Below are 22,536 nucleotides of genomic sequence, written 5' to 3'. Positions count from 1 at the left end.
TCGCTCATTGTTTGCAATCAGTAAAGGTATCTTAACAAAGTCTTAAAAATTTAAAGATCGGGTAGATATTTAGCATATTTTTGATAAACATTTATTCCAGGTATATCTTCTTTAAATTCTTGAGGTATTTGATATTGGTTTGATGTATATTCTTGGCGTACCATAGCAATATGTTTGTAGGGTTTCTCCCACTTTTTCAGCAGTTCAACTAATTGCTCAAACTGAATATAAGATTTTCCGTGTCGATTCATCAGTCCAAGTATTTGCAAAATTATGGCGTATGCCTTGGCAGTATTCTTAGCTTCAGTAATGCCTAAAATTGGTGCGAGTTTATCAAAAGATTCATAGTTTTCTAAAACTGAGGAAATTAGATCTTGAGGTGATAATAGTTCTCTTGCTTGAAGGCTTTCAACTACATCAGAAACTCTCTTAAGTGTTGAAAAATCTTGTAATTCATACTTTTTGAATAATGATAAAAGTTTCAAACCTAAACTATACCGACTCAGAACATCAATTTCTTTAGCGTAAGCATCTATTGCCTCTCTTCCTTCCTCGGTATTAATCAAAGGAAGAACTTCTGCCTGTTTGTTTTTGACCTGTTGAGCAAAAGCTTCTTTATCAACATTTTCTGCTAAATTGTCAGCAACGTACTTATAAAATTCTTGCTGTTTACGGCTACGATAACGTAATTCTGTTGACTCTAATTTAAGAAAGCTTTTTTGAGCAATAATTGCAGCTTTTAATAATTCAACGCTGTTGTATAGTTCTGGATAACCTTCAGTTTTTTTGGCAACATTGATATTAAACATAATCAATTGTTTAAACTCTTCATTACCAAATTTTTCATCATTAATTTTTTCGGCATTATTACCAGTAACAGTAATTTCTTTGAAAGCGCGATTGTGCAATATAACTGAACCTTCAGGAACTTTAGGCTTACCAAACTTTTCTCCTATATTACTTTTAAATACTCCAGTAATTCCTTTGACTATAGGAATGCTTACTAGTATGACTAAAAGAGCTGCTGGTAAACCAATCGTTAGTAACTTGAATGCTAAAGGCTGTGATAATTCTAAAGATTCATTACTAGATAAATTCTCAGAATTATCTTTTTCCTGTAAGTCCTGAAGTTTATTAAAGTTTTCCAGTTTTTCCTGTCTCTTTTGTAAAGCATCAACCATCTCATCTTCTGTTTGAGGAGAACTTTCATCAGTTGAAGTTGCTGGTTTTTGTGCTAACTCTACAGTATTTTTGGCGCTTTGTACCGAAGGTAAAAGCTTAAGCATATTATTAGAAGTTAAGGCATCAGCATTAGGAAGTTCTATGGTGGTTAAACCTAAAATTGAAACGGCAACTAAGCTGATATTTTGCAAATTCCTCATGATGGTTTATCTAAAAACTTAAAAACTACAGTCTCAAGTTATTGTTCCCATTTATCATTAAGAATTTACTGTTTATCCTTCAGTTTCTAATATTGTGTTGGTTAGATTGACGTTATCTAACTGGGTATTGTTGAGATTGGTATTAAGTAAATTGGCACCGATTAGTTTAGCATTGGTTAAGTTAGCATTGGTTAAATTAGCGTTGCTTAAATCCGCTGCAATTAATTTGGCATTAGTCAGGTTCGTACCTGCTAAGTTGGCGTAACTTAAGTCTGCTTCGATTAGATTGACGTTAACTAAACTGAGGTGAGATAAATCTGCCTTGTGTAAATTGGCATAGCGAAAATTAGTTCTACCTAATGCGTATCCCTGTATTAAATTAGCGCGATCGCTTATTCTTAATTCTCTTTGAGGTAAACTTTTTACAGTGAAGGTTATTTTGTTTTTACGCTTAATTAATTGCCGTAATTCTTGATAAAGGGAATAATTGCCGATACCGCTGATATTTACCCAGGCTTTAGTACGAGTCAAAGCCACAAATAATTGGTTACGCAGAAATATATTAGCTTCATCTTGAGCAATCCGATCTAAACCAATTAAATAGACAAAATCCGCTTCTTGTCCTTTGGCACGATGAATGGTAGAAATAGTAACCGCCCCTGAATGCCAAAATTGATTTGCATTACGTTGTTCGGCGGGAGTATCTAAACGGTTAACTGTGCTTTGAGTAGGTAGATAGATATTTATTCCCTGGTTAATTAAAAAGATTGCGGTTTGCTTTACCAATGAAGAAACAGCATAAGAATTACCCAAAACTATAATTAAAATTTCTCGATCTGGCTGTAAATTATCCTGAGTTATATTATGTTTAATTTTATCAGCTAAGGTAGTTAATTCTTGTTGACGAGAAGAAAAGCTATCAAAACCGATCATTTCTCCTTGCCATAGCTCATTAATAATATTAGGTGAATTATGTTCCCTTTGCAGAGTAATGGTGTTTCCTAGTTGCCAATCACCAGTTACCCGATATCCTAATGCTTGCCATTCCTCTGCACAACTAGAGCCTGTTAGTATACCTTTTTTTCTTAATAATCCCATAGCGATCGCATGAGCGATAATTATGATCTGTTGGGGTGTACGATAACAGCGGGAGATTATTTCCGTTTTATTTATTTGCTGATTATATTGTCCCGTCACTAAATGCCCTAATTGTTCACCAAACAATTCTACAGGTTCAGGAATATTCAGACTATCCAAGCTTTGTAGTTCATCATAAGCCCAAATCAGTCGTCGTTGCTGAGGATAAATTGGATTAACGGGACGCAAAGACTGATATGCCAGCCAATAAAAAGGTTGTTTATTTTGATATTTCCAATTATTAACAATTAAATCCTGTCCTTCATCAATTAAAACCGCATCAAATAGCTGGGGAATAGTTTTGTTTTCTAATAACTGTATACAAGCTTCTGCCAATGCTTCATTAGGTTTTTTACTACTAGTGAAAGGCACTGCGAGGGGTAAAGTACCTGTAGCTTTGCAGACAGTGCTATAAAAACCAGGCTGTTGTTTGCTTCCCCAGGCATGAAGTATTTTTAAATTAGATTTTTCTGGATCGTAACTTAATTGCTCTTGAGTAAAATGCCGTATCCATTTATTAACCTGTCCAGTAATAGACTCATACAAACTTCGCGAAAAAAAGACTAAGGCAATCTGCCACTCTGGATGTTTAACGGTCATCAAAGCTGATTTTTGACAGAGTAAAACAGTCTTTCCCGAACCAGCAATTCCTCTAATTCTTTGCATTCCTGTCGGAATTTGTTTGGCAATCTTTTCCTGTTGCAAATCTAACTGATTCAGACGCGATCGCACCTGTTGTAAAATTTGCCGACGGCTTTGAGGAGAACAAGGCAAACGTTCACAGGCTGGGGTGTAAATCGGTGTGCCACCCAAAACTGCTAACAACAATTCCCATTGAGTAGAGGTTAAACTATCGCCTGCAACAAGGGGATTTATATTGCTAATTAATTCTATAATTGATTGTGATGAGGCAAGATGTTCTGAAAACAAAATTGGGGGAGAATTAGGCAGTTTATCAAAACCTTTTTCTCGCCATTGCCTTTTATTAATATAAGGTAAGGCGACAATTGCTCTTGCGGTAATTTTTTGTCTCAATAAAGGTTCGCGATCGCTATACTCTAATAAAGCAAATAATTGGTTTTCTGCCTGTTGATACGGATTTCCAAATTTAGTATAAAAATTTAGATACTCCCAACGATGACCTTGAATATTAACTAACTGCTCAATCCTAATCGCTTTAACTTCAACAACAATTAAACCCAGCTTATAATCAGCAATTAAAATATCAGGCTCTTTCCGAAACTTGCTAGCCTGACAAAAAATAGGGTAACGCCAATAAGCAATACAGCTTCGCAATTCAAAAGCTCTTTTAAGACTATCCCAAACTAACTTCTCTCCCGCCTCTCCTTTATTTCCTAATGTTTCTGTTTGAATAAACTTATTTAGATTATTCATTTAAAAATATATTGCTAAAATCAATCTTCAATAAAATTTAGAAATATAAAAATATTTGAAATAGACCACGCTTTAACAAAATATTAACTTCTATTGTCATATAGTAAACGAAAGCTGCATTAGAAGAATTAATGAATACCCCAAAACAGATTGTTAAACAATGTGTAGAAAAATCCGACTCTAGATTCGATCTATGGATTCGTCTGGTAGACTCTTACGAGGTCAAAAGTATGGCAGAAGTGGGAGTCTATAAAGGTGATTTCGCTTATCAACTGCTCAAAAAGTGCGATTCAATCGAAAAATATTTTATGATCGATCCTTGGCGACACCTAGAGGACTGGAGTAAACCAGCAAACAAAAATAACAATACTTTTGAAAAATTTCTTTTAGAAACAAAGGAAAAAACTAATTTTGCAGCTAATAAAACAGAAATCTTACGTGGCAAAACAACAGAGGTAATTGAGAAAATTCCCAATAATACCCTTGACTTTGCCTATATCGATGGCGATCATACCCTCAAAGGAATTACGATTGATTTAATTCGTTTATTTGAAAAAGTTCGCGTTGGAGGCTGGATAGGAGGAGATGACTTTAGCCAATCAATTTGGCAGCACACTCCCAATTATGAACCGACTCTAATTTTTCCTTTTGCCGTATATTTTGCCGAAGCTGTAGGGGCTAAAATATATGCTTTACCTTATTCACAGTTTTTAATTGAAAAAAACGAAGTTGAATCATTTTCTTTTATAGATCTAACAGGCAAATATAGTAATTTAGAACTCAAAAGCCATTTTAATCCACTTGAAATTTTTAAAATCAAAATGATGGATGTATCTACTTTCCTGACTGGATTAGCAAAATAAACCGCATCCAGTTTGAAAGCCATAGTTCTTAGGTCAACTGTTCGAGGGATTAGGGATTAGGGATTAGGGATTAGGGATTAGGGATTAGGGACTAGGAAGATAAGTTGTTGGTAAAAACCTACTGTTTTCTATATAGTCGCGGTTTAAACTAAAAATCTAGTATTTAAATCAAATATTTGAGAAAAGTAGCACTTAATCCAACTAAATTGCTACTTTCCTTATCCCTTATTCCTCATCCTTTATCTCTTACTTTAACTGCTTCTAAGATGCGAGAGTAGTAAAAGCTAACGCTAGTCATTCCCGCGCGCTTAACTACAAAACCGTTGTCTTGTAAAATAGCAATAATTTCTGATTCTTTATGTTGATAAGCTCTAGTAGTTTTGGAAGGTCCTGGAAAGAACTCCCCAATTTTCTTTAACACATACAAGAAACAAGTTTTAGGGGCAAAGCTAAGAATTAAACGAGACTCTGCCAAAGATGCCAAATGAGCAATCATTTTGGCAGCATCGACCGTAGGATAGTGAATTAAAACATCTAAACAGATAACAGTATGATAATTACCAGTCAAAGTTTCTAGATCTGAGACTGTAAAATCAACCTTACTAGAATCGCTCAACTCCAACTTTGCCTTTTCTTGGGCTTCTCCTACCATTTTTTCAGAGATATCGCTAGCAGAAACAGTTGCACCAGCTTTTGCCAAGGGAATACTCAGGCTACCGACACCACACCCCGCATCACAAATTGAAATATTAGCTAAATTATTATCATCTTCTAGCCAGCCAAGGACAGTATCAATAGTTTGCTGATGTCCTTGGCGGATCTTTTTTTGAACCTTGTTAACATCTTCTGTTTTGCCGTAGATTCTACGCCAGCGATCAAATCCCGTCTGATTGAAATAATCTTTGACAATGGCTTTATCGTTTTGTTTATCTGCTGTCTTCATAAATTGATTTAAATATTACCCCAGACTCAGTATTGTATCTTGCTTATCTCTTCTCAAACAGCGAATTTTTAGGAGACTGTTACTAAATGCAAACATAAGTTAAAAATTTCTATATAGCCGAAAATCATGGTTTAATATCTCTTTAAGAAGGTCTTAAGATAAACAGCATGATTTTTGGCGGTATTGATTTGCTAATGCTTTAAACAGACAATAAATCTTCTCCTCGCTTTGTAAAGTACTTATTATTCTTAGTTTTATATTTGTTTTTACTTTTCTATCTCTCATCACCAGGAGCTTATACGATGAACCTTGAGTCAAATCAGTTGTCTTTAGAACAAGAATTTACCCACGAAGTTTTTGCGAACAAGATCCAAAATCTATCTTATGAAGAAACAAAAGAACTATTAATTAAATTTCATAAGCACACACTGTTTAAAGAGAACTACTACCAAGAACTATTCCGTATACAAAATAAAAAGATTGTTAGCCAATTAATTTGAAAGCAACCAATTAAAGACGGGGCTCAAGCAGGGCGAAGCCCTGGTCAAAAGCTTTCTTCTGTAAAAACAATAAATAGGCAAAAGCGTCTTGTTTGTAGGTTAAATATTTGTTGTGCTTTAAATAAACTAAGGCTAGATATTTTATAATCTACATCGCCCCAAAGTCTCTAAAACATCATGAGCGATCGCCATTCTTTTATCCGATCTGACCTACTAAGGTTAGCTGCCTACACACCCCATCCAGGAGGCGAAACTCCTGCATCTATAGATCGCCTGGATACTAATGAAAGTCCTTTAGATTTACCAGACCAAATCAAGTCTAAGTTGGCTTGGGCATATCAACAGGAGATAGAGGCTAATCGCTACCCAGAGGGCAGCCATGAAGAATTAAAAAAAGCGATCGCCGAATATGCAACCGAGTCGGCTAACCTTACTCAAGATCTGACTACCGCTAATATTTCTATAGGCAATGGTTCTGATGAACTTATTCGCTCATTGTTAATCGCTACTTGTTTAGGCGGCGAAGGAGCGATTTTGGTAGCAACTCCTACCTTTTCTATGTATGGAATCATGGCTAAAACTTTGGGTGTTCGGGTTGTCAGCATTTCTAGACAAGAATCAGATTTTGCTTTAGATCTAGAAATGGCGCAGCAGGCGATCGCCGACAGCGCTCGCCCACCAATACGGGTAGTTTTTATGGTGCATCCTAATTCTCCTACTGGTAACGCCTTGGTTGCCAGAGAACTAGATTGGTTGAGAAGTCTACCAGAGAATATCTTAGTAGTTATAGATGAAGCCTATTTTGAATTTAGTCAGACATCTGTAGTTTCTGAATTGACTAAGCGTCATAACTGGATTGTGTTACGCACCTTTTCCAAAGCCTTTAGGTTAGCTGCCCATCGTGTAGGATATGCGATCGCCAATCCTGATTTAATTCAAGTATTAGAGAAGGTGCGCTTGCCCTATAATCTGCCTAGCTTCTCTCAAACAGCAGCCAAGGTAGCCTTGCAGCACAGGCAATTACTATTACCTTTAGTGACAGAAACCATCAAAGAAAGAGAACGAGTCTGGTCAATTCTTGAAGATGAAAGCAAACTGCAAGTCTGGCAAAGCAACGCTAACTTTTTGTATCTCCGTCTTCAAAATATTTCTGACAAGCATGAAAATGCTTTAGCGCAAATCACCAGCAAACTAAAAGCAGAAGGGACTTTAATTCGTCATACAGGGGGAGGTTTACGCATTACTATTGGTAGTTCGGCTGAAAACAATCGTACTCTTGAACGATTAATTGCTGCGATAAATTAAAAGCATTAATTTAATTTACTGACCTAATCAAAAAATTTGCCAACTAAAAGCAGACTAGATATATCCAGTCTGCTTAAGAAAATTATTTAATTCGCTTGTCTATTTCTAGACACCGAAAGATTTGCCACAACCGCAGGTTTGAGCAGCATTAGGATTAGTAAACTCAAAACCGCCACCAATCATGGCGTTGCTGTAATCTAAAACCAAACCGTATAAATACAAAAGGCTCTTTGGATCACAGACGATTCTAAATCCGTCATAATCAAAGACTTCATCGCCAGCTTGGATCTTATCTGGTTCTTCAAAGTCCATCATGTAAGACATTCCTGAGCAACCACCTTGGCGCACTCCTACTCGAAGACACAATTCTCGTCCCTGTTGCTCTTGCAGCATTTTAATATGCTTAAAGGCAATTGGGGTTAATTGAATGCCTCTTTCAATCGTTTTAGTAGCTTCTGTCATCTGTGTTGATAACTCCTTATGTGCTTATGTAAATCAGTAAAATAAGTAATTTTATCCAGTTGCCGAAAATTACTATGAGATTCGTATATTTTTTATTTTAGTTTCTTTTACTGTTTACAACTCTAATGTAATGATAACTCGGTAATATAATGCAAGTATATCTAGAATCTTTAAGTCATTAACTGGGTGGAGAACTAAAGATCGAGCAGATTTAAACGCTGTGTTTAAATAACCTCAATCTAGTCTTCCACCCTAGAACTTCTATTCGGCGACGCTATTAACGCTTAGTGGTACTAAATCGCCATAAATAGTAAATCCAAGCAGCATCGGTTCATTCTCCTGAATTAGTTTACCTGTAAGGGCGCAACTTTCATCTTTGCGGGCAGTTGCTTCAACAGTAGCGCGAATATCGGAACGAGCAAACTGAGGACGATAATCACCAGATTTTTGATGAACATAGTTCCAAAGAATGTCTCTTATTAAAGCTTGATAACCTTGATTACCAGATAATTCTTTCAGCTTGTCTTTGAGACTACGCTCCAAGCGAATACTGGTAACTTCCATTTCAGTTGTAGATGTGCGAGTTAGGGTTCGCATTTTTTTTCCTCTAGATACTAGATATACACGGTACTATAAGTGTAGTATTAAAAACCCAGTTTGCAAAGCTTTTTCGAGAAATTTAAGGTTATTTATCTCTTTTTGAGCGGATCTTTAATATAGTCAATATATCGTATCTTTGTGTAGATTAGGTTGCGATCGCTAATATTATCTCTTTTAAGCTGCCAAAAGAGAACTTTGCATATTCTTTAAATCCCAAACATATAAGAGCTTGTAGCCGACAAAATGTCAAGTATCGTCGCTGAAAAAAAATTATTGGCAATTAAAACTAAAACTAGATAGCGGGGTAAATTCGCACTTAATAGCTCTATTAGAAGAGGCTGTAAATTTACAAAAATTTACATTGGTCGCTAACAGATTTATGCTGGCGGAATTTTTATTGCTCAAATTTGCTTTTAACAAAATGAACAATTCAATGGTGATTTGTGTCAATGTCAATACCACAAAAATAGTCAACATTTAAGTATGGACTTAAACCAAATGAATATCAAAAAAACTTAAATCAATTATTAAATAAAAAATATATACCGAGGGAGCAGAGTATCTCATGTTAAAGATCACTTATTTAGAAGAAGGAATTTACCTCGAATATTTAGAAGAATCTATTGAAGCCTGGAAAGCCAATAGAATACTAGTTAGTTTACGTGCAGGAATAAACATTTTTGTAGAATCTAGTACTGCTTGCCTAGTAATTCCCATAGATAGCCGTTATTTGGTAGACATAGCTAAACTAGAAGCAAAACAGCTAATAGAAGTATTTCCCTGTGATGAAGAATACCTAGAAGTTATTGTGCCTGGCACTTGGGTAAGCCAAAGTGAAGATAGTGAAGAAGGTATCTTTGTCTGCAAACTTGGTCTTGGTGACGAATATCTGCTGTACAGCATATGGCAGGAATCTCAAGTAGGTTCTTCACTTTCTATTGATTAGACGCTATTTTTGTAAATATAGCAATACGAGGCTGTGTTAGGACACTCCCTGCGGTGGGTACACCTTGGCTAATTTTTACTTTTTACTTTTTACTTACGAGCAATTAAATTTTTGTCCTAACCGATTAACGTACTGCGATATCTGGCAGCTTTAAAAAGCGATACTGTCTATTTCATTCCATCTATCTCTAATATGATTCAACCGTCTAACTCACCTTCCATAGCGGTTGATAAAGCTTTGGTTGTGGTTTCTTTAAATTCGTTGACATTAACGTTTGCCAAAATAACTATTGCTAAAATCATAAATACTGCTTGGATCATAAATACCAAACTGTAAGCTAAAAGAGGCGTAGCAAAAAGGCTTTTACCAAGATCTAAAACAACCCCACCAACAAAAGTAGCCAAACCTCTAGACATTGCTTGAGCCAATCCCCAAGCACCAATAAAAGTACCAGCAGTTTTGGCAGCGGTTAAATCCAACATTAAGCTAATACCACCTACGGTAGATATTCCCGCAGCAATACCAAACAATACCATCCCCAATTGCAATATTTTAGGTTCTTGGGTAAAGCCTGCCATAATAATCAAAGCAAAACAGATAGCAACTCCAATACAGCCAATTTTAGTAGTTAGCTTTTTGCCCAGTTTCGGAACAATAAAAAACCCTGTAACTCCATAGCCAAGCAAAATTCCTATACCCCAAAAAGAATTTAATTTAGTTGTTTCGCCGATACTCATACCAAATACTTCCCCGCCATAGGGTTCAAGTATTGCTTCCTGCATAAATAAACCAATTGTCAGAATAGACAAAAAAGCGAAGAAAATGCCCGTTTGACGGCTGGTAGTTAAAACTTTAATTGCTCTACCAATAGTGATGCTGTCTTCTTTGTTGGTAGCAGTATTGCCAGTAAAGCGTGAATATTTCTTTTCTACTCTCCAAGTGGCAATCAAAGCTAACGCCACAACCAAAAAGGGAACGAAACTAAAGACAGAATTGATCGGTGGCTGTAGTATTTCTAGAGGAATATTACCTGCTGCGATTCCTTCTGTTTCAATCTTTTTAAAGACGATGCTGCCTGTAATTCCACCAATGACTATACCTACCATCAACATTGACCAAACCACCGCGATTAATTTAGAACGGTTTTCTTCTTCGGTGATGTCTACAAGTAATGCAGTAAAAGGTGTTGAGCTACAGCTAATCCCAAAACCATAAATAGCCATAATTAAAGCTAATAAAGCACTCCAGCCAATAGTTTGCGTATTCCAAAGCCAACCGCCACTCTTTTCTACCACAGTCCCCAATTGCCACATTATCTGCACAGCTATCCATACTGCCAAACCAAAAATTACAGTTCCTAAAAGAACATAATTAGTTCGGTGTTTGCCTAGTAACGGCTTGTTATCTGAGAGTTGTCCAAACCATACTCGTGCAGGAGCAACAAATAAAGACGTAGCTAAAATTCCGCCTGTGATAGTTGCTGGAATACCAAGCTCACTAATCATCACCCGATTTAAGACGGCTAAGGTTAATACCGCCATCAATCCTAATCCCAGATTAAACAAACCCAGACGAAAGATGGTTAGCATTCCTATCGGACGCTTGGGACGAATAGTATTAGATTTAGAAATATCTTCAATAGTCATTTAATTATTAATTTGATTTATAAGTTTTTAAGTATTGGTGTTTTAAGCTTCAGACTCTATGCTTTTCGATTATTCTACATAAACAAAAAGATGTTTTCTCAAGGGCTTTCTAGATTAAAAGTGCTTAAAGCTTGATTAATTACGATTTTTTAGCTGCAAAACCTGAAAATTTCCTCAATTGTTTGGGCATCCTAACTATAGGTGATGAGAAATGCAAAACATCTCAGCCTTAATAAAATTCTTGATTTTAGACTACGGAGAATTGAACAATGCCGATTGGATTACCAGAGTTTGTAGAAAATCCCGAACCACGTTGCCCAGTAATCTTGTTATGCGATACATCTGGCTCGATGTCGGGTGAACCAATAAATGCCTTAAATACAGGTTTAGCAGCTTTTCAAAAAGATGTATATAAAGACGAAATAGCATCTTTACGAGTAGAAGTAGCTTTAGTTACTTTTGGCCCTGTCAATTTGACTCAAGATTTTGTCACTATAGATGAGTTTACACCACCCAGACTAACCGCAGACGGTGTTACTCCTATAGGAGAGGCGATCGAATATGCTTTAGATTTGATGGAACGGCGTAAAGAAACCTATAAAAACAATGGGGTTCAATATTATCGCCCTTGGGTATTCTTAATCACTGATGGCGCACCTACCGATAGTTGGCAAAATGCGGCACAAAGAATCAGAGAGATGGAAGCACAACGCCGAATGTTGTTTTTTGCTGTCGGTGTAGCAGGGGCAGATATGAATAAGTTGCGTCAAATTGCTTTGCCAGATCGTCCTCCCGTACTGCTTAATGGTTTGGATTTTACCTCGATGTTCCAATGGTTATCTACTTCTATGAAACGAGTTTCAGGTAGTAAGGTAGGTGGTTCGATGGTGGCTTTACCTGCGGTTTGTTGGGGTCAAATTACTACATAGGAGTAAAAGATGAACTGGAAAGCGATCGCTCGTTCGGCAACTGGAACGAGTCATGAAAAACAACAGCTACCTTGTCAGGATCATGGCGATTATAAAATTATTAATGACGCAATTATCGGTGTCGTAGCAGATGGGGCTGGTAGTGCTAAATATAGCGATATTGGCGCACAATTGGCTGTAAATACGGTTCTAAAAACAATTACAGAGCAAGATATTTATAACATTACAGGGTTATATAATGGCGATCGCGTCAACGAAGCAGAGAAATTCAAACCTTTTTGGAAGCCTTTGAGCCTATTAACTAATAATAATAAAGATAATGAGGTTGCTATAGCTGTTGTGCAATCTGACTCTGAACAAAAAGTCAATCGGTTTTTTAGCAAAATTGTCAAGCAAGTAGTATCTGCTTTATCGACCCAAGCGCAAAGCGATGATTACTTTATCGACGATTTAGCCTGTACTTTGCTGATTGTTATTGCAACTCCTGACGGAATAGCTGCAATGCAGATTGGGGATGGTTTTATTACTGTCCGTTATCCTGAACAAGAACCACAGTTACTTTTTTCTCCAGACAAAGGGGAATACGTCAACGAGACTACTTTTGTTACTTCTACTAATGCCTTAAAAGACATGAAGGTAGTGATGCAGCCTGGACAGCCAGAATTTATTTGTGCTTCCACCGATGGACTAGAAAGGCTAGCAATTCGGATGAGCGACTGGACACCCTTTACTCCTTTCTTTCAACCATTAGAACAATACCTGCGGGAAACTGACAACTTGGAAGAGTCAGACGAATACTTGTTGAGTTTCCTTAATTCTGAGAGGCTAAACGCCCGTACCGACGACGATAAGACTTTATTTTTGTGTTTATATGATAGTACTTCTCACCCGCCACAGTAATAATCAGCCTGTATCTTTAACCAAGCAGATTGCTGATAGTGGTGAAGGACAAGTTTGGTCAACTAATCTTGAAGGCTATTTAGCAAAAATTTATCACGATCCTACACCAGCCAGAATTGCCAAGCTTAAAGTAATGCTGGCTAACCCACCCGCCGAGCCGATGTTGAGTCACAACCATGTCTCGATCGCTTGGGTATCGGATTTACTTAAAGATAGTAATGGCAAATATCTCGGCTTTTTAATGCCAGCGATCGCAGATAGTAAACAGCTTTCTAGTGTTTATAATCCCCGACTGCGTAAAAAAGTCGCCCCAGGCTTTAACTGGTATTATCTCCACGTCACGGCATTAAATACTGCTTGGATTATTCAAGAGATTCACGCCAAAGGTTATGTCTTGGGAGATATCAAGCTAGAGAACATTCTCGTAAACGATCGCGCCATGACTGCGGTAATTGATACCGATTCTTTTCAGGTGCGAGATCCTCAATCTAATCAAGTGTATCGCTGTACCGTTGGTTCAGAAGGCTTTACCCCACCAGAACTTTTAGGCAAAGACTTTGACACCACCAATCAAACCGAAATATGCGATCGCTTTCGCCTGGGTGTATTAATTCACTATCTACTATTTGGCTATCATCCTTTTTCGGGACAATGGACAGGAGTAGGAGAATCTCCCGAACAAACCGAATTAATCAAACAAGGCTATTGGTATGGTGGTCACAATAGTCCCATTCGCGCCAGCGAAACTACCATTCCTCTTGATGTCGTTCATCCAGAATTAAAGCAGCTATTTCTCAAATGCTTCAACGAAGGACATACAAAACCTCATTTACGCCCTACTGCTTTAGATTGGCATAATGGTTTAGAGGTTGCAGTTAATCAATTGATCTCTTGTAGCCGAGTAGATAGCCATCATTATAGTCGGCACTATGGTAAATGCTACTGGTGCGATCGCGCTGTTAATTTAAATATTGATATTTTTCCTGGTGTTGCTAATACAGCTACAATTCCTTCTCAAATCAAACAAACTTCTCCACCTAAAGTACCATCTAAATATCGTAAAGAGACTATTGCGAAAGTTCATAATACTCAAAATACAAAAAAATCTTTATCAATAAATGACAATCCGCATAAGCCCAAAATACATAAAAGAAAATTACAAAATATTATTTTGTTTATTGTAATAGCAGCTATACCATTGGCAATAAACATTCACCAAGAAAGAACATCTTTTTTACAGACTAAAGCTGAAACTCAAGCCAAAGATTATATCGATAGAGGTCTAGCTCACCACAATTTAAATGAATATCAAGAAGCGATTGATGATTATACTCAAGCTATTTATCTTAATCCTGACGACTTTACATCTTACTTTAAAAGAGCAGATATTTACTATTACTTAAAAGAATATAGACAAGCAATCAATGATTATAGTCAAGTTATTCTTCTTAAGCGTAGTAATGAATCTGTATACCATAATAGAGGCAAAGCTTACTACTATTTAGAAGAATATCAAGAAGCAATTGACGATTATACTCAAGCTATTCATATCAACCTCAATTATGATGACGCTTATAACAACCGAGGATTAGCTTATGTAAAATTAGGAGATAGGCGAAGAGCAATTAGCGATTTTAGACAGGCTGCTAGACTTGGAAATGAGGCAGCTAAAGAAAATCTTAGTTATTATTAAAACTTTACTTTCTAGAGTTTTTAGTAACATATACTCTAAATGCTGTAAGGCGATCGCGTAGCTAGCCATAGACATCGCACTTTTGATTTTTCTAGTCAAGCGATCGCAATTATCTACATCAAACCTTTCAGACTTAAAATAGTATGGAGAGTCAGATTAAATAGATTAATATTGGGAATGGAAAAAATCATTAACTTGCACATCGAGAAACTGCCAGAAGGTTACTATTTAGCAACAACAGATGATCTTCAAGGACTTGTTGTCCAAGGTAAAACAATTTCCGAAACTCTAGAAATCGCTCGTGATGTTGCTCAGAAGCTGATTGAATCTCAGGCAAATATAACCTTGAGTCCTGTTGCGGAAAGCTTTGATTATCCTTTGGTGGTTGGTCAATAAATATTAATGGGAAGGTTGTCGGGATTTAAGTATCGTAAAATTATTAAGGTATTGCCAGAATTTGGATTTGAGTTTCACCGTCAGGCTGCGGGTAGTCATGAAATTTGGTTCAACGCTGAGACAGATAAGTACACAACAATTCCCAAACATACAGGAGATATGCCTGAAGGAACGTTGCGAGCTATTTTAAAACAAGCAAACATCACTCCAGAAGATTTCTTGCAAAAAGCTCGTTAGTAAGTTTTAACAACAAGGCGATCGCACTTTCGATTTTCAGGTCAAGCGATCGCCTTTAAATTGGACATAATCTACAATAATAAATACCAATTTATATATTAAAAGTTATGAAAGCGATTGAAGTAACGGGAACAGTTAATAATAAAGGTCAACTTTCTTTAGATGAACCTTTAACTGTAGATAAATTTACTCGCGTCCGCGTTATTGTATTACTTTCAGATGCAGACATTGACGAAGAATTATTAGAATCCCCGCAAGAGAGTTTTCGCCAGGGTTGGCATGACGTAATGACAGGGAATAGCTTACCTGTATCTCAGCTTTGGGATGGAATTGATGCAGAATGAATCACCAATTATTCAGGTTGAATTTACTGACAAATTTAAACGTAATTTGCGTACATTAGCAAAAAAGTATCGTAGTATTCGTAAAGATATTCAGCCAATTATTACACAATTAGAAGCAGGAGAATTACTAGGCGATCGTCTAGCACAAATCGATTACACAATACTAAAATTAAGAGTTAAAAATAGCGATATTCAGAAAGCGGTGCGACCCTGCGTCGCCAGAAAGGACTTGTCCGCATCTAGGCGCAAAGGAACGCGCACCAAGATAAGGTAAAAGTGGTGGCTATAGAGTTATTTACTATATTAAGACAACTACCAATATAATTTTGATTACTATCTATTCAAAATCAGAGCGAGAAGATATATCTACCAAAGAAATTAAACAAATATTAACAGAGTTTGAACAGCAATGAATAAATATACCAAGAATCAAATAAACGAGGAGAAGATGCGATCGGGTTTTACAAAACTGAAATACTTGTGGCGATCGCACTTTTAATTTTCAGATAAAGCGATCGCCCTATGACAAAATTCTAAAACTACAGGTTATAATAATCAAGTATTGAAAAACAGCCTCTCTCCTCAGAAGCAAAGGACAATGAATATCTAAATCCAGCCATTGAGCATTAAATAACCTGCAAAACCTAATAGTCACTTCAAAGACAGCAGATTAGGTATAGGTAATATTTTTGAAATATCAAAGCAAAATCTATTTGACTACACTGATTTGCGCGATCGCGATCGGGTAATCTCGACAATGGCTGATGAACTAAGCAAACTTTATCTTCATGCCAATTATTAAAACAAAAAATAGTTAAGATGCTTGCTGTAAAGTTCGGTCATTACCTGCCAGCTATAGTAATTTCTGGCACTACCGCAGTAGAGATATATCTTATCATTAGTTAACAATTGGCATTATAATAAGCATCGTTGCCATCAGCAATTAGATTGGCTGCGTAACCTTATCTCAGACGGTTGAAATTAAAACCTTAAGTAGTTAGATCTACAACAAACAATTACCTCATTCAAAAGCATCCAAACGATGATTACCCCTTGGGTAGACTCCGCAAATGTGAGGTTCGTAATAAACAAGTATATAGACAAAAATGAAAGACCTTACTCGATATCGGAACATAGGCATCTTCGCTCATGTAGATGCTGGCAAAACAACGACTACCGAAAGAATCCTTAAGCTTACTGGTAAAACCCATAAAATCGGCGAGGTGCATGAAGGAGAAGCAACAACTGACTTCATGGATCAGGAAAAAGAACGTGGCATTACTATTCAGTCTGCCGCCACAAGCTGTTTTTGGAAAGAGCATCAGCTAAACATAATTGACACTCCTGGTCACGTTGACTTCACCATCGAGGTTTATCGTTCTCTCAAAGTTTTAGATGGCGGGATTGGTGTGTTCTGTGCTTCGGGTGGGGTCGAACCTCAGTCTGAAACTAACTGGCGTTATGCTAACGATTCAAAAGTAGCCAGAATCATTTACGTCAATAAATTAGATCGTACTGGTGGTGACTTTTATAGTGTAGTTAAGCAGGTAAAAGAAGTCCTGGCTGCTACTCCTTTGGTAATGGTGTTACCTATCGGCATCGAAAGTGACTTTAAAGGAGTGGTGGATTTACTAACTCGCAAAGCTTGGGTCTGGGATGAATCTGGAGATCCAGATAATTATGAAATCCAAGATGTTCCTGCGGATATGGTTGACGATGTGGAAACCTATCGCGAACAGCTAGTCGAAATTGCCATTGAGCAAGACGACGAATTGATGGAGAAATATTTAGAAGGGGAAGAAGTTTCTATTGACGAACTCAAAGCCTGTATCCGTAAGGGAACTCGCGATCTAGCTTTCTTCCCTACTTACTGTGGTTCTTCCTTTAAAAACAAAGGAGTACAGTTAATCCTAGATGCGGTGGTGGACTATCTACCAAACCCCATGGAAGTTAAACCTCAACCAGAGGTTGACCTAGAAGGTAATGAAACAGGTGAATACGCTATTGTCGATTCCCAAGAGCCTTTGCGAGCTTTGGCATTCAAAATTATGGATGATCGTTATGGCGCGCTAACCTTTACTCGAATTTATTCTGGGACATTAAATAAAGGTGAATCTGTTTTAAATACAGCCACAGGTAAAACTGAGCGTGTAGGACGGATGGTAGAGATGCACGCGAACTCTCGCGAAGAAATTGATACTGCTCAAGCAGGGGACATTATTGCCATTGTCGGCTTGAAAAACATTCAAACTGGACACACCCTTTGCGATCCCAAAGATCCTGCAACTTTAGAACCGATGGTCTTCCCTGACCCCGTAATCTCCATCGCCGTAACTCCCAAAAACAAAGGTGCTTCTGAAAAGCTAGGAATGGCATTGGGTAAAATGGTTCAAGAAGACCCTTCTTTCTATGTGGAAACTGACCAGGAAAGTGGTGAGGTGATTATTAAAGGGATGGGTGAACTTCACCTAGACATTAAGGTAGATATTCTTAAGCGTACTCACGGTGTAGAGGTTGAAGTTGGTAAGCCTCAAGTTGCTTACCGAGAATCTATCACTAAAATCGTTCAAGATAGCTATACTCACAAGAAACAGTCTGGTGGTTCTGGTCAGTTTGGTAAGATTGACTATACTATCGAGCCTGGTGAAACTGGTTCGGGCTTTGAGTTTGAATCTAAAGTTACTGGTGGTAACGTCCCCAGAGAATTTTGGCCAGCAGTAGAAAAAGGCTTTGCTAGCAGTATAGAAAAAGGTGTTTTGGCTGGATTTCCCTGTGTAGATTTAAAAATCACCCTAAACGATGGTTCATTCCACCCTGTAGACTCTAGCGCGATCGCTTTTGAAATTGCAGCCAAATCTGGTTATCGTCAAACTTTACCCAAAGCGGGACCGCAAATTCTTGAGCCTATTATGAACGTGGACGTATTTACTCCTGATGACCACATGGGAGACGTGATTGGCGATCTTAACCGTCGTCGAGGCATAATTAAGTCGCAAAATTCTACTCCTATGGGTGTTCGCATTAAAGCGGACGTACCTTTGAGTGAAATGTTTGGCTACATTGGTGATTTGCGTACCATGACTTCTGGACGTGGACAATTCTCCATGGAATTCAATTATTACTCACCATGTCCTAAGAATGTTGCTGAAGAAGTTATTACCGAGGCAAAAGAACGTCAAGCAGCTAAGTAATTCAGGCGTTGCTGATTTTAAGTAATGGCTACAATAGCAAGAAAGGCTTTAGCCGCATCTGTTGCCCTTGCTAGGTCAGCATTCCCTTGCGCCTTCGGACGACGCGGTGAGACAGTTGCGGTGGACGGGTTCCCCGGCATAAGCAAACTGTCGAACCCTTTAGGGGGTCTGACCTCTGACGGCGACGCGGTGAAACAGTTGCGTTGCGGGGGTTTCCCCCGTTGCGAGACAAAACCGTTGCGGGGGTTCCCCCCGTTGAGGTACCTGCGGGGGGTACCCCTTGGTTGTCGAGGGCGAGCAAACTGTTGAACCCTTTAGGGGCTTCCTTGCTCAAAATATTACTGTTCGCAGCTATTAGCTCTTAGCTATCAGCCATTAGCTTTTAAGTAACTGTTATTAGCAGACATGGAAGGAAAACCTGACGCAGTTACTAACACTGTAGTTTAAAGTGAAGATTTAGAGTTGAAAGTATTGATGCTTTTAGCTTTAGGCCTTCACTTTTAGTCTTGTTTGGTATTTATTTCATAGGAGAAATTTTATCTTTCTTCTACTAGCGATCGCAAAATATATTGCTCAACAGTAAAGAGGAACTAGCAACCATATTTGTTTGATTTTTTCAATGCGATCGCATTTTTCAAATTTTAATTATTCAATCTTAGGGAAACTTGAACTGCTTTCCTGACCTGAGCTAGTAATTCATCAGACAAAGAACCTAGCTTTTGTTTGAATACTGATTTACTTACAGTTGCTATTTTATCGGCTCGAATTAGAGATGTTTTCTTTAATCCTATTTGTGAGAAGTTCGGATTACTATCTTCAACTAATACCCAACTATCCCGTAAACCGTCAGCAGGAATTTTAGAAAAAACACCTAAAATTATAACTTCTTCTCGATGAACTGCCAAAATCAATGCAAGTCTTACTTTTACCGAAGTAAAATCGCTGAAGGGAAATTTAACTAACTAGATTTCATCAGGTTAAGGGTTATTCATTATAAATATCTTCCTCTGGATCATTCCACTCAGTAAAACCAGTTTCTGCTAACTGCATCATTTGTAAGGTTTCTAATTTTTCTTCCAGTTGTTCCTTAAGAAATATTTGATCTTGTATTGGTAATTGAAAGATTATTTTTCTAATTTCTTCTACTGTAGGATTTAGAGTTATAGTCATAAATTGAATAATATTTAAAGTTTAGATTGTTATGAGTGATTCAATTTTATCCAAATCATAATAAATTGCGAGCTTTTAACTGCAAATAGCGATCAACTAATTCTTCGCTAATGCGATCGCATGGTGCATCTAAAACTAATACGCCTCGCTGTCTTAATTTGGTAAAGGCTAGTTGACGCTGTGCTAATAAATCTAAAGCCACTGCACGGGCATAAGTATCCTTAGTATTATCTGTGTGGGAGTGAGCAAGCCGATCGATGACAGGATCTCGGAGAGTTACACAGAAAGGCAGATAGCGGGGAGTTAAACGCATCATGGCACTGAGTAACTCACTCGATGCTGTCTCATCAACTATATCTGTGATCACAACCACCAAAGCACGACGAGTTTGTTGGGTAATGACTTTAGTTACTGCACCAAGGTAATCTGGTTCTAACAATACAGGTTGAATTGGTGTCAGGCGATCAACTAGTTTAGAGAGATGATGATTTCCCCTTTCTGGGGGGATCCAGGTGGCGATATCGCGATCGAATGCTGCCACGCCAACTTTATCTCCACGGCTTAACCCTGCCAAAGCCATAGACAAAGTAGCATTTAAACCCCAGTCAAATCGTTTTAAACCCTCTACCCTGGCAGTCATCAAACGCCCCCGATCTAGGAGTATAAATATAGTTTGTTCTTGTTCTGGTTCTAAAACTCTAACTACGGGGCGATCGCGACGGGCAGTAGCTTTCCAATCAATCAGGCGAATATCTTCCCCTGAACTATATTCCCTCAACTCTGCAAATTCTGTACCGTTTCCCAGTCTTCTCGCCTGACGCATTGTGCCACTATTTTCGATAGTCAAGCGAATTGAAAGCTGCTTTAAACCGATCAGGTCAGGATAGATAGTTACTTTTTGTTTAGCTGGTACTTTCCAATCTCGCCAAGCTAAACTAAGCTTTCCTAACTGACGAATATGAATATCTCCCCACTCATATTCTCCGCGACTATCAGGATGAATAATATAAGTTTGCTCACTAATGCTATTAGCAGGTATGTTGATTTTTAGAGTATCTTTATCAACCGTAAACTTTTGAGGAAAAGCATCACGAATCAGAACAGTAGCTTTATTTTTACTAGCTTGGATCTGTAACTCGATCGGGTTATCTCTGCCGACTGAGAGGCGATCTATTTTCTGCCGTACTACCTCAACTGCATTAGACTTAATCCCAGACGCATCGGCAATGGTTGCCACTAGTAAAGCAAAATCATAAATCCCCAGAAAGTTTAAACTCACTTGACGATTGATTAAGACATCTAGTAGCGCAGCACTTGCACCACCTATTGATAGCAGTACATAACATCGTCTTGATGGAATCATGATTTAAGGGATGAGGGATGAAGAACAAAAGATAAAGAGCAACCAGTTAGCAAAATGCGTAGCGAAGCCATGCCGTAGGCTTATCGCTCGATAAATTGTATCTGAAACTGCACCATGATCGCGCTTGGAAATGCCCTCAGACCAATCTAACCCAGCCTTAAGTTTTTGAACATTTTTACTGTCTCCCTCGTGCATTCTGGGGCCAGTCCGTTGGGTCGAGACCCCGCGTCGGCGCGGGGTCTCTCGTCTAACTGCCCTAGACTACTCTAACTATTGCCTATTAACAAAGACAATCTCTTTGCTTAAGACTAAAGCGATAACCATTAGGCAAAATATGCAGCTTGGCACCACAAATTGCTAAAGCTTCATCATTTAGAGATTCTTTGAGGTTGGTGTGACTAACGTTAGCAACATCAACTATAGTTACTGCGCCTTCGCCTATAACTTCGATTTCATCTCCATTGACGGCGATCGCCGTGTCTTCGTCAATACCAAAACCCAACACTGCTGGCTGTTGAATTAAAGCAGAAACCAATCTACCCAGTCTGCCTCTTTGGGAAAAATGCTGATCGATCGCTACTTGGGGTAAAAAGCCCATACCTGGCTCTAAAATAACACTATCGAGACGGGGATTAGTTTCGCCTTCGCCTTCGACGATCATAATATCAGGCATCATCGCTGCGCCTGCACTTGTACCTGCAATAATCAAACCGCGATCAAACTTTTGATGAAGCAATTTGTCAATCTCGCTGTCTTTGAGTATTTCTGTGATCCGAGCCTGATCTCCGCCTGTAAAGAACACTCCAGTAGCACTTTCAATAATTTCTAAATTTCGCGAATAGCTAGCATCTTCTCTGCGTTCGGTATCAACAACATCTACTACGTCTGCACCCAACTTTTCAAATAAATCTCGGTAGTCTCTACCTACTTCCCCAGGTAAAGATGTTGCTACAGTCATCACCGCAATCCGAGAGTCTCTGCCTCCTGCACGACGGATAAATTCTCTTAAGATTTTACATTCGCCTTCTTTGTCTTCCCCGCCACCAATGATTATTAGCTGTCCAGTTTGAGTCTTTACAGCGTTCATATTCTTTTTATTGCTGCTTTTCGATTCTATTGCCACCATAGCTGTAT

The 22,536-nt window shown here is 38.1% G+C and carries 20 protein-coding genes and 2 pseudogenes; 12 read left to right on the top strand and 10 right to left on the bottom strand.

Annotation, left to right across the window (positions count from 1 at the left end):
* Nucleotides 1–50: 50 nt before the first annotated feature.
* The gene (locus tag SLP02_RS10840) at nucleotides 51–1,382 is read right to left on the bottom strand and encodes a hypothetical protein (protein WP_319420669.1); all 1,332 of its coding nucleotides are present in this window, start codon (nucleotides 1,380–1,382) and stop codon (nucleotides 51–53) included.
* A 72-nt stretch (nucleotides 1,383–1,454) separates the two neighbouring features.
* Nucleotides 1,455–3,914 (bottom strand): pentapeptide repeat-containing protein, encoded by a 2,460-nt coding sequence (locus SLP02_RS10835; protein WP_319420668.1) that lies wholly within the window; start codon nucleotides 3,912–3,914, stop codon nucleotides 1,455–1,457.
* 131 nt (nucleotides 3,915–4,045) lie between these two features.
* On the opposite strand from SLP02_RS10835, the gene SLP02_RS10830 reads away from it, so the two are divergent.
* The gene (locus SLP02_RS10830; RefSeq protein ID WP_319420667.1) at nucleotides 4,046–4,777 is read left to right on the top strand and encodes a class I SAM-dependent methyltransferase; all 732 of its coding nucleotides are present in this window, start codon (nucleotides 4,046–4,048) and stop codon (nucleotides 4,775–4,777) included.
* A gap of 232 nt (nucleotides 4,778–5,009) precedes the next feature.
* Here SLP02_RS10830 and bchM read toward each other — a convergent pair whose 3' ends face one another.
* On the bottom strand, nucleotides 5,010–5,720 hold the full coding sequence (gene bchM / locus SLP02_RS10825) for a magnesium protoporphyrin IX methyltransferase (RefSeq protein ID WP_319420666.1): 711 nt from the start codon (nucleotides 5,718–5,720) through the stop codon (nucleotides 5,010–5,012).
* Nucleotides 5,721–6,022: 302 nt separating this feature from the next.
* Between bchM and SLP02_RS10820 the strand changes: the two genes are divergently transcribed.
* Together SLP02_RS10820 and SLP02_RS10815 are read left to right on the top strand one after the other, a co-directional pair.
* Nucleotides 6,023–6,220, top strand: coding sequence for a phycobilisome degradation protein nblA (locus tag SLP02_RS10820; RefSeq protein WP_319420665.1), 198 nt, complete (start codon nucleotides 6,023–6,025; stop codon nucleotides 6,218–6,220).
* Between the two features lie 177 nt (nucleotides 6,221–6,397).
* Nucleotides 6,398–7,525: a histidinol-phosphate transaminase gene (locus SLP02_RS10815; RefSeq protein ID WP_319420664.1), complete on the top strand. Its 1,128-nt coding sequence runs from the start codon at nucleotides 6,398–6,400 to the stop codon at nucleotides 7,523–7,525.
* Nucleotides 7,526–7,630: 105 nt separating this feature from the next.
* Here SLP02_RS10815 and SLP02_RS10810 read toward each other — a convergent pair whose 3' ends face one another.
* Together SLP02_RS10810 and SLP02_RS10805 are read right to left on the bottom strand one after the other, a co-directional pair.
* On the bottom strand, nucleotides 7,631–7,987 hold the full coding sequence (locus SLP02_RS10810; protein ID WP_319420663.1) for an iron-sulfur cluster assembly accessory protein: 357 nt from the start codon (nucleotides 7,985–7,987) through the stop codon (nucleotides 7,631–7,633).
* 261 nt (nucleotides 7,988–8,248) lie between these two features.
* The gene (locus SLP02_RS10805; RefSeq protein WP_319420662.1) at nucleotides 8,249–8,584 is read right to left on the bottom strand and encodes a hypothetical protein; all 336 of its coding nucleotides are present in this window, start codon (nucleotides 8,582–8,584) and stop codon (nucleotides 8,249–8,251) included.
* A 568-nt stretch (nucleotides 8,585–9,152) separates the two neighbouring features.
* On the opposite strand from SLP02_RS10805, the gene SLP02_RS10800 reads away from it, so the two are divergent.
* Nucleotides 9,153–9,533 carry an alr0857 family protein gene (locus tag SLP02_RS10800; protein ID WP_319420661.1) on the top strand — a complete coding sequence of 127 codons (381 nt, stop codon included), beginning with the start codon at nucleotides 9,153–9,155 and terminating at the stop codon, nucleotides 9,531–9,533.
* 197 nt (nucleotides 9,534–9,730) lie between these two features.
* On the opposite strand, the gene SLP02_RS10795 is transcribed toward SLP02_RS10800, so the two are convergent.
* On the bottom strand, nucleotides 9,731–11,179 hold the full coding sequence (locus SLP02_RS10795) for a BCD family MFS transporter (protein ID WP_319420660.1): 1,449 nt from the start codon (nucleotides 11,177–11,179) through the stop codon (nucleotides 9,731–9,733).
* 269 nt (nucleotides 11,180–11,448) lie between these two features.
* On the opposite strand from SLP02_RS10795, the gene SLP02_RS10790 reads away from it, so the two are divergent.
* The 8 genes and pseudogenes from SLP02_RS10790 (at nucleotide 11,449) to fusA (ending at nucleotide 18,869) form a co-directional block, all read left to right on the top strand.
* Complete coding sequence (locus SLP02_RS10790) at nucleotides 11,449–12,108, top strand: vWA domain-containing protein (RefSeq protein WP_319420659.1); 660 nt, start codon at nucleotides 11,449–11,451, stop codon at nucleotides 12,106–12,108.
* A gap of 9 nt (nucleotides 12,109–12,117) precedes the next feature.
* Nucleotides 12,118–13,008 carry a PP2C family serine/threonine-protein phosphatase gene (locus SLP02_RS10785; RefSeq protein WP_319420658.1) on the top strand — a complete coding sequence of 297 codons (891 nt, stop codon included), beginning with the start codon at nucleotides 12,118–12,120 and terminating at the stop codon, nucleotides 13,006–13,008.
* Nucleotides 12,980–14,701 carry a tetratricopeptide repeat protein gene (locus tag SLP02_RS10780; protein ID WP_319420657.1) on the top strand — a complete coding sequence of 574 codons (1,722 nt, stop codon included), beginning with the start codon at nucleotides 12,980–12,982 and terminating at the stop codon, nucleotides 14,699–14,701. The genes SLP02_RS10785 and SLP02_RS10780 overlap by 29 nt, the downstream gene beginning before the upstream one ends.
* Nucleotides 14,702–14,878: 177 nt before the next feature.
* Nucleotides 14,879–15,097, top strand: a complete 219-nt coding sequence (locus SLP02_RS10775) for a type II toxin-antitoxin system HicB family antitoxin (protein WP_319420656.1) — start codon at nucleotides 14,879–14,881, stop codon at nucleotides 15,095–15,097.
* A 6-nt stretch (nucleotides 15,098–15,103) separates the two neighbouring features.
* Nucleotides 15,104–15,334 carry a type II toxin-antitoxin system HicA family toxin gene (locus tag SLP02_RS10770; RefSeq protein ID WP_319420655.1) on the top strand — a complete coding sequence of 77 codons (231 nt, stop codon included), beginning with the start codon at nucleotides 15,104–15,106 and terminating at the stop codon, nucleotides 15,332–15,334.
* A gap of 107 nt (nucleotides 15,335–15,441) precedes the next feature.
* Nucleotides 15,442–15,678 (top strand): type II toxin-antitoxin system RelN family antitoxin, encoded by a 237-nt coding sequence (locus SLP02_RS10765; RefSeq protein ID WP_319420654.1) that lies wholly within the window; start codon nucleotides 15,442–15,444, stop codon nucleotides 15,676–15,678.
* Nucleotides 15,668–16,091 (top strand): annotated as a pseudogene (locus SLP02_RS10760) (type II toxin-antitoxin system RelE/ParE family toxin). Before SLP02_RS10765 ends, SLP02_RS10760 begins: the two are co-directional and overlap by 11 nt.
* Nucleotides 16,092–16,784: 693 nt before the next feature.
* Nucleotides 16,785–18,869 (top strand): elongation factor G, encoded by a 2,085-nt coding sequence (gene fusA, locus SLP02_RS10750; RefSeq protein ID WP_319420652.1) that lies wholly within the window; start codon nucleotides 16,785–16,787, stop codon nucleotides 18,867–18,869.
* A gap of 641 nt (nucleotides 18,870–19,510) precedes the next feature.
* Here the strand turns inward: fusA and SLP02_RS10745 are convergent.
* The 4 genes and pseudogenes from SLP02_RS10745 to SLP02_RS10730 all read right to left on the bottom strand — a co-directional run.
* Nucleotides 19,511–19,783: pseudogene (locus tag SLP02_RS10745) on the bottom strand (type II toxin-antitoxin system PemK/MazF family toxin); the annotation flags it as partial.
* Nucleotides 19,784–19,853: 70 nt separating this feature from the next.
* Nucleotides 19,854–20,039 (bottom strand): hypothetical protein, encoded by a 186-nt coding sequence (locus tag SLP02_RS10740; protein WP_319420651.1) that lies wholly within the window; start codon nucleotides 20,037–20,039, stop codon nucleotides 19,854–19,856.
* 55 nt (nucleotides 20,040–20,094) lie between these two features.
* Complete coding sequence (locus SLP02_RS10735; protein WP_319420650.1) at nucleotides 20,095–21,402, bottom strand: DUF58 domain-containing protein; 1,308 nt, start codon at nucleotides 21,400–21,402, stop codon at nucleotides 20,095–20,097.
* Nucleotides 21,403–21,682: 280 nt separating this feature from the next.
* The gene (locus tag SLP02_RS10730) at nucleotides 21,683–22,489 is read right to left on the bottom strand and encodes a cyanophycinase (protein ID WP_319420649.1); all 807 of its coding nucleotides are present in this window, start codon (nucleotides 22,487–22,489) and stop codon (nucleotides 21,683–21,685) included.
* Nucleotides 22,490–22,536: the final 47 nt, after the last annotated feature.

This window comes from Pleurocapsa sp. FMAR1 (genome assembly GCF_963665995.1).
Lineage (GTDB): Bacteria > Cyanobacteriota > Cyanobacteriia > Cyanobacteriales > Xenococcaceae > Waterburya.
This window is presented reverse-complemented; position numbering and strand designations above follow the sequence as displayed.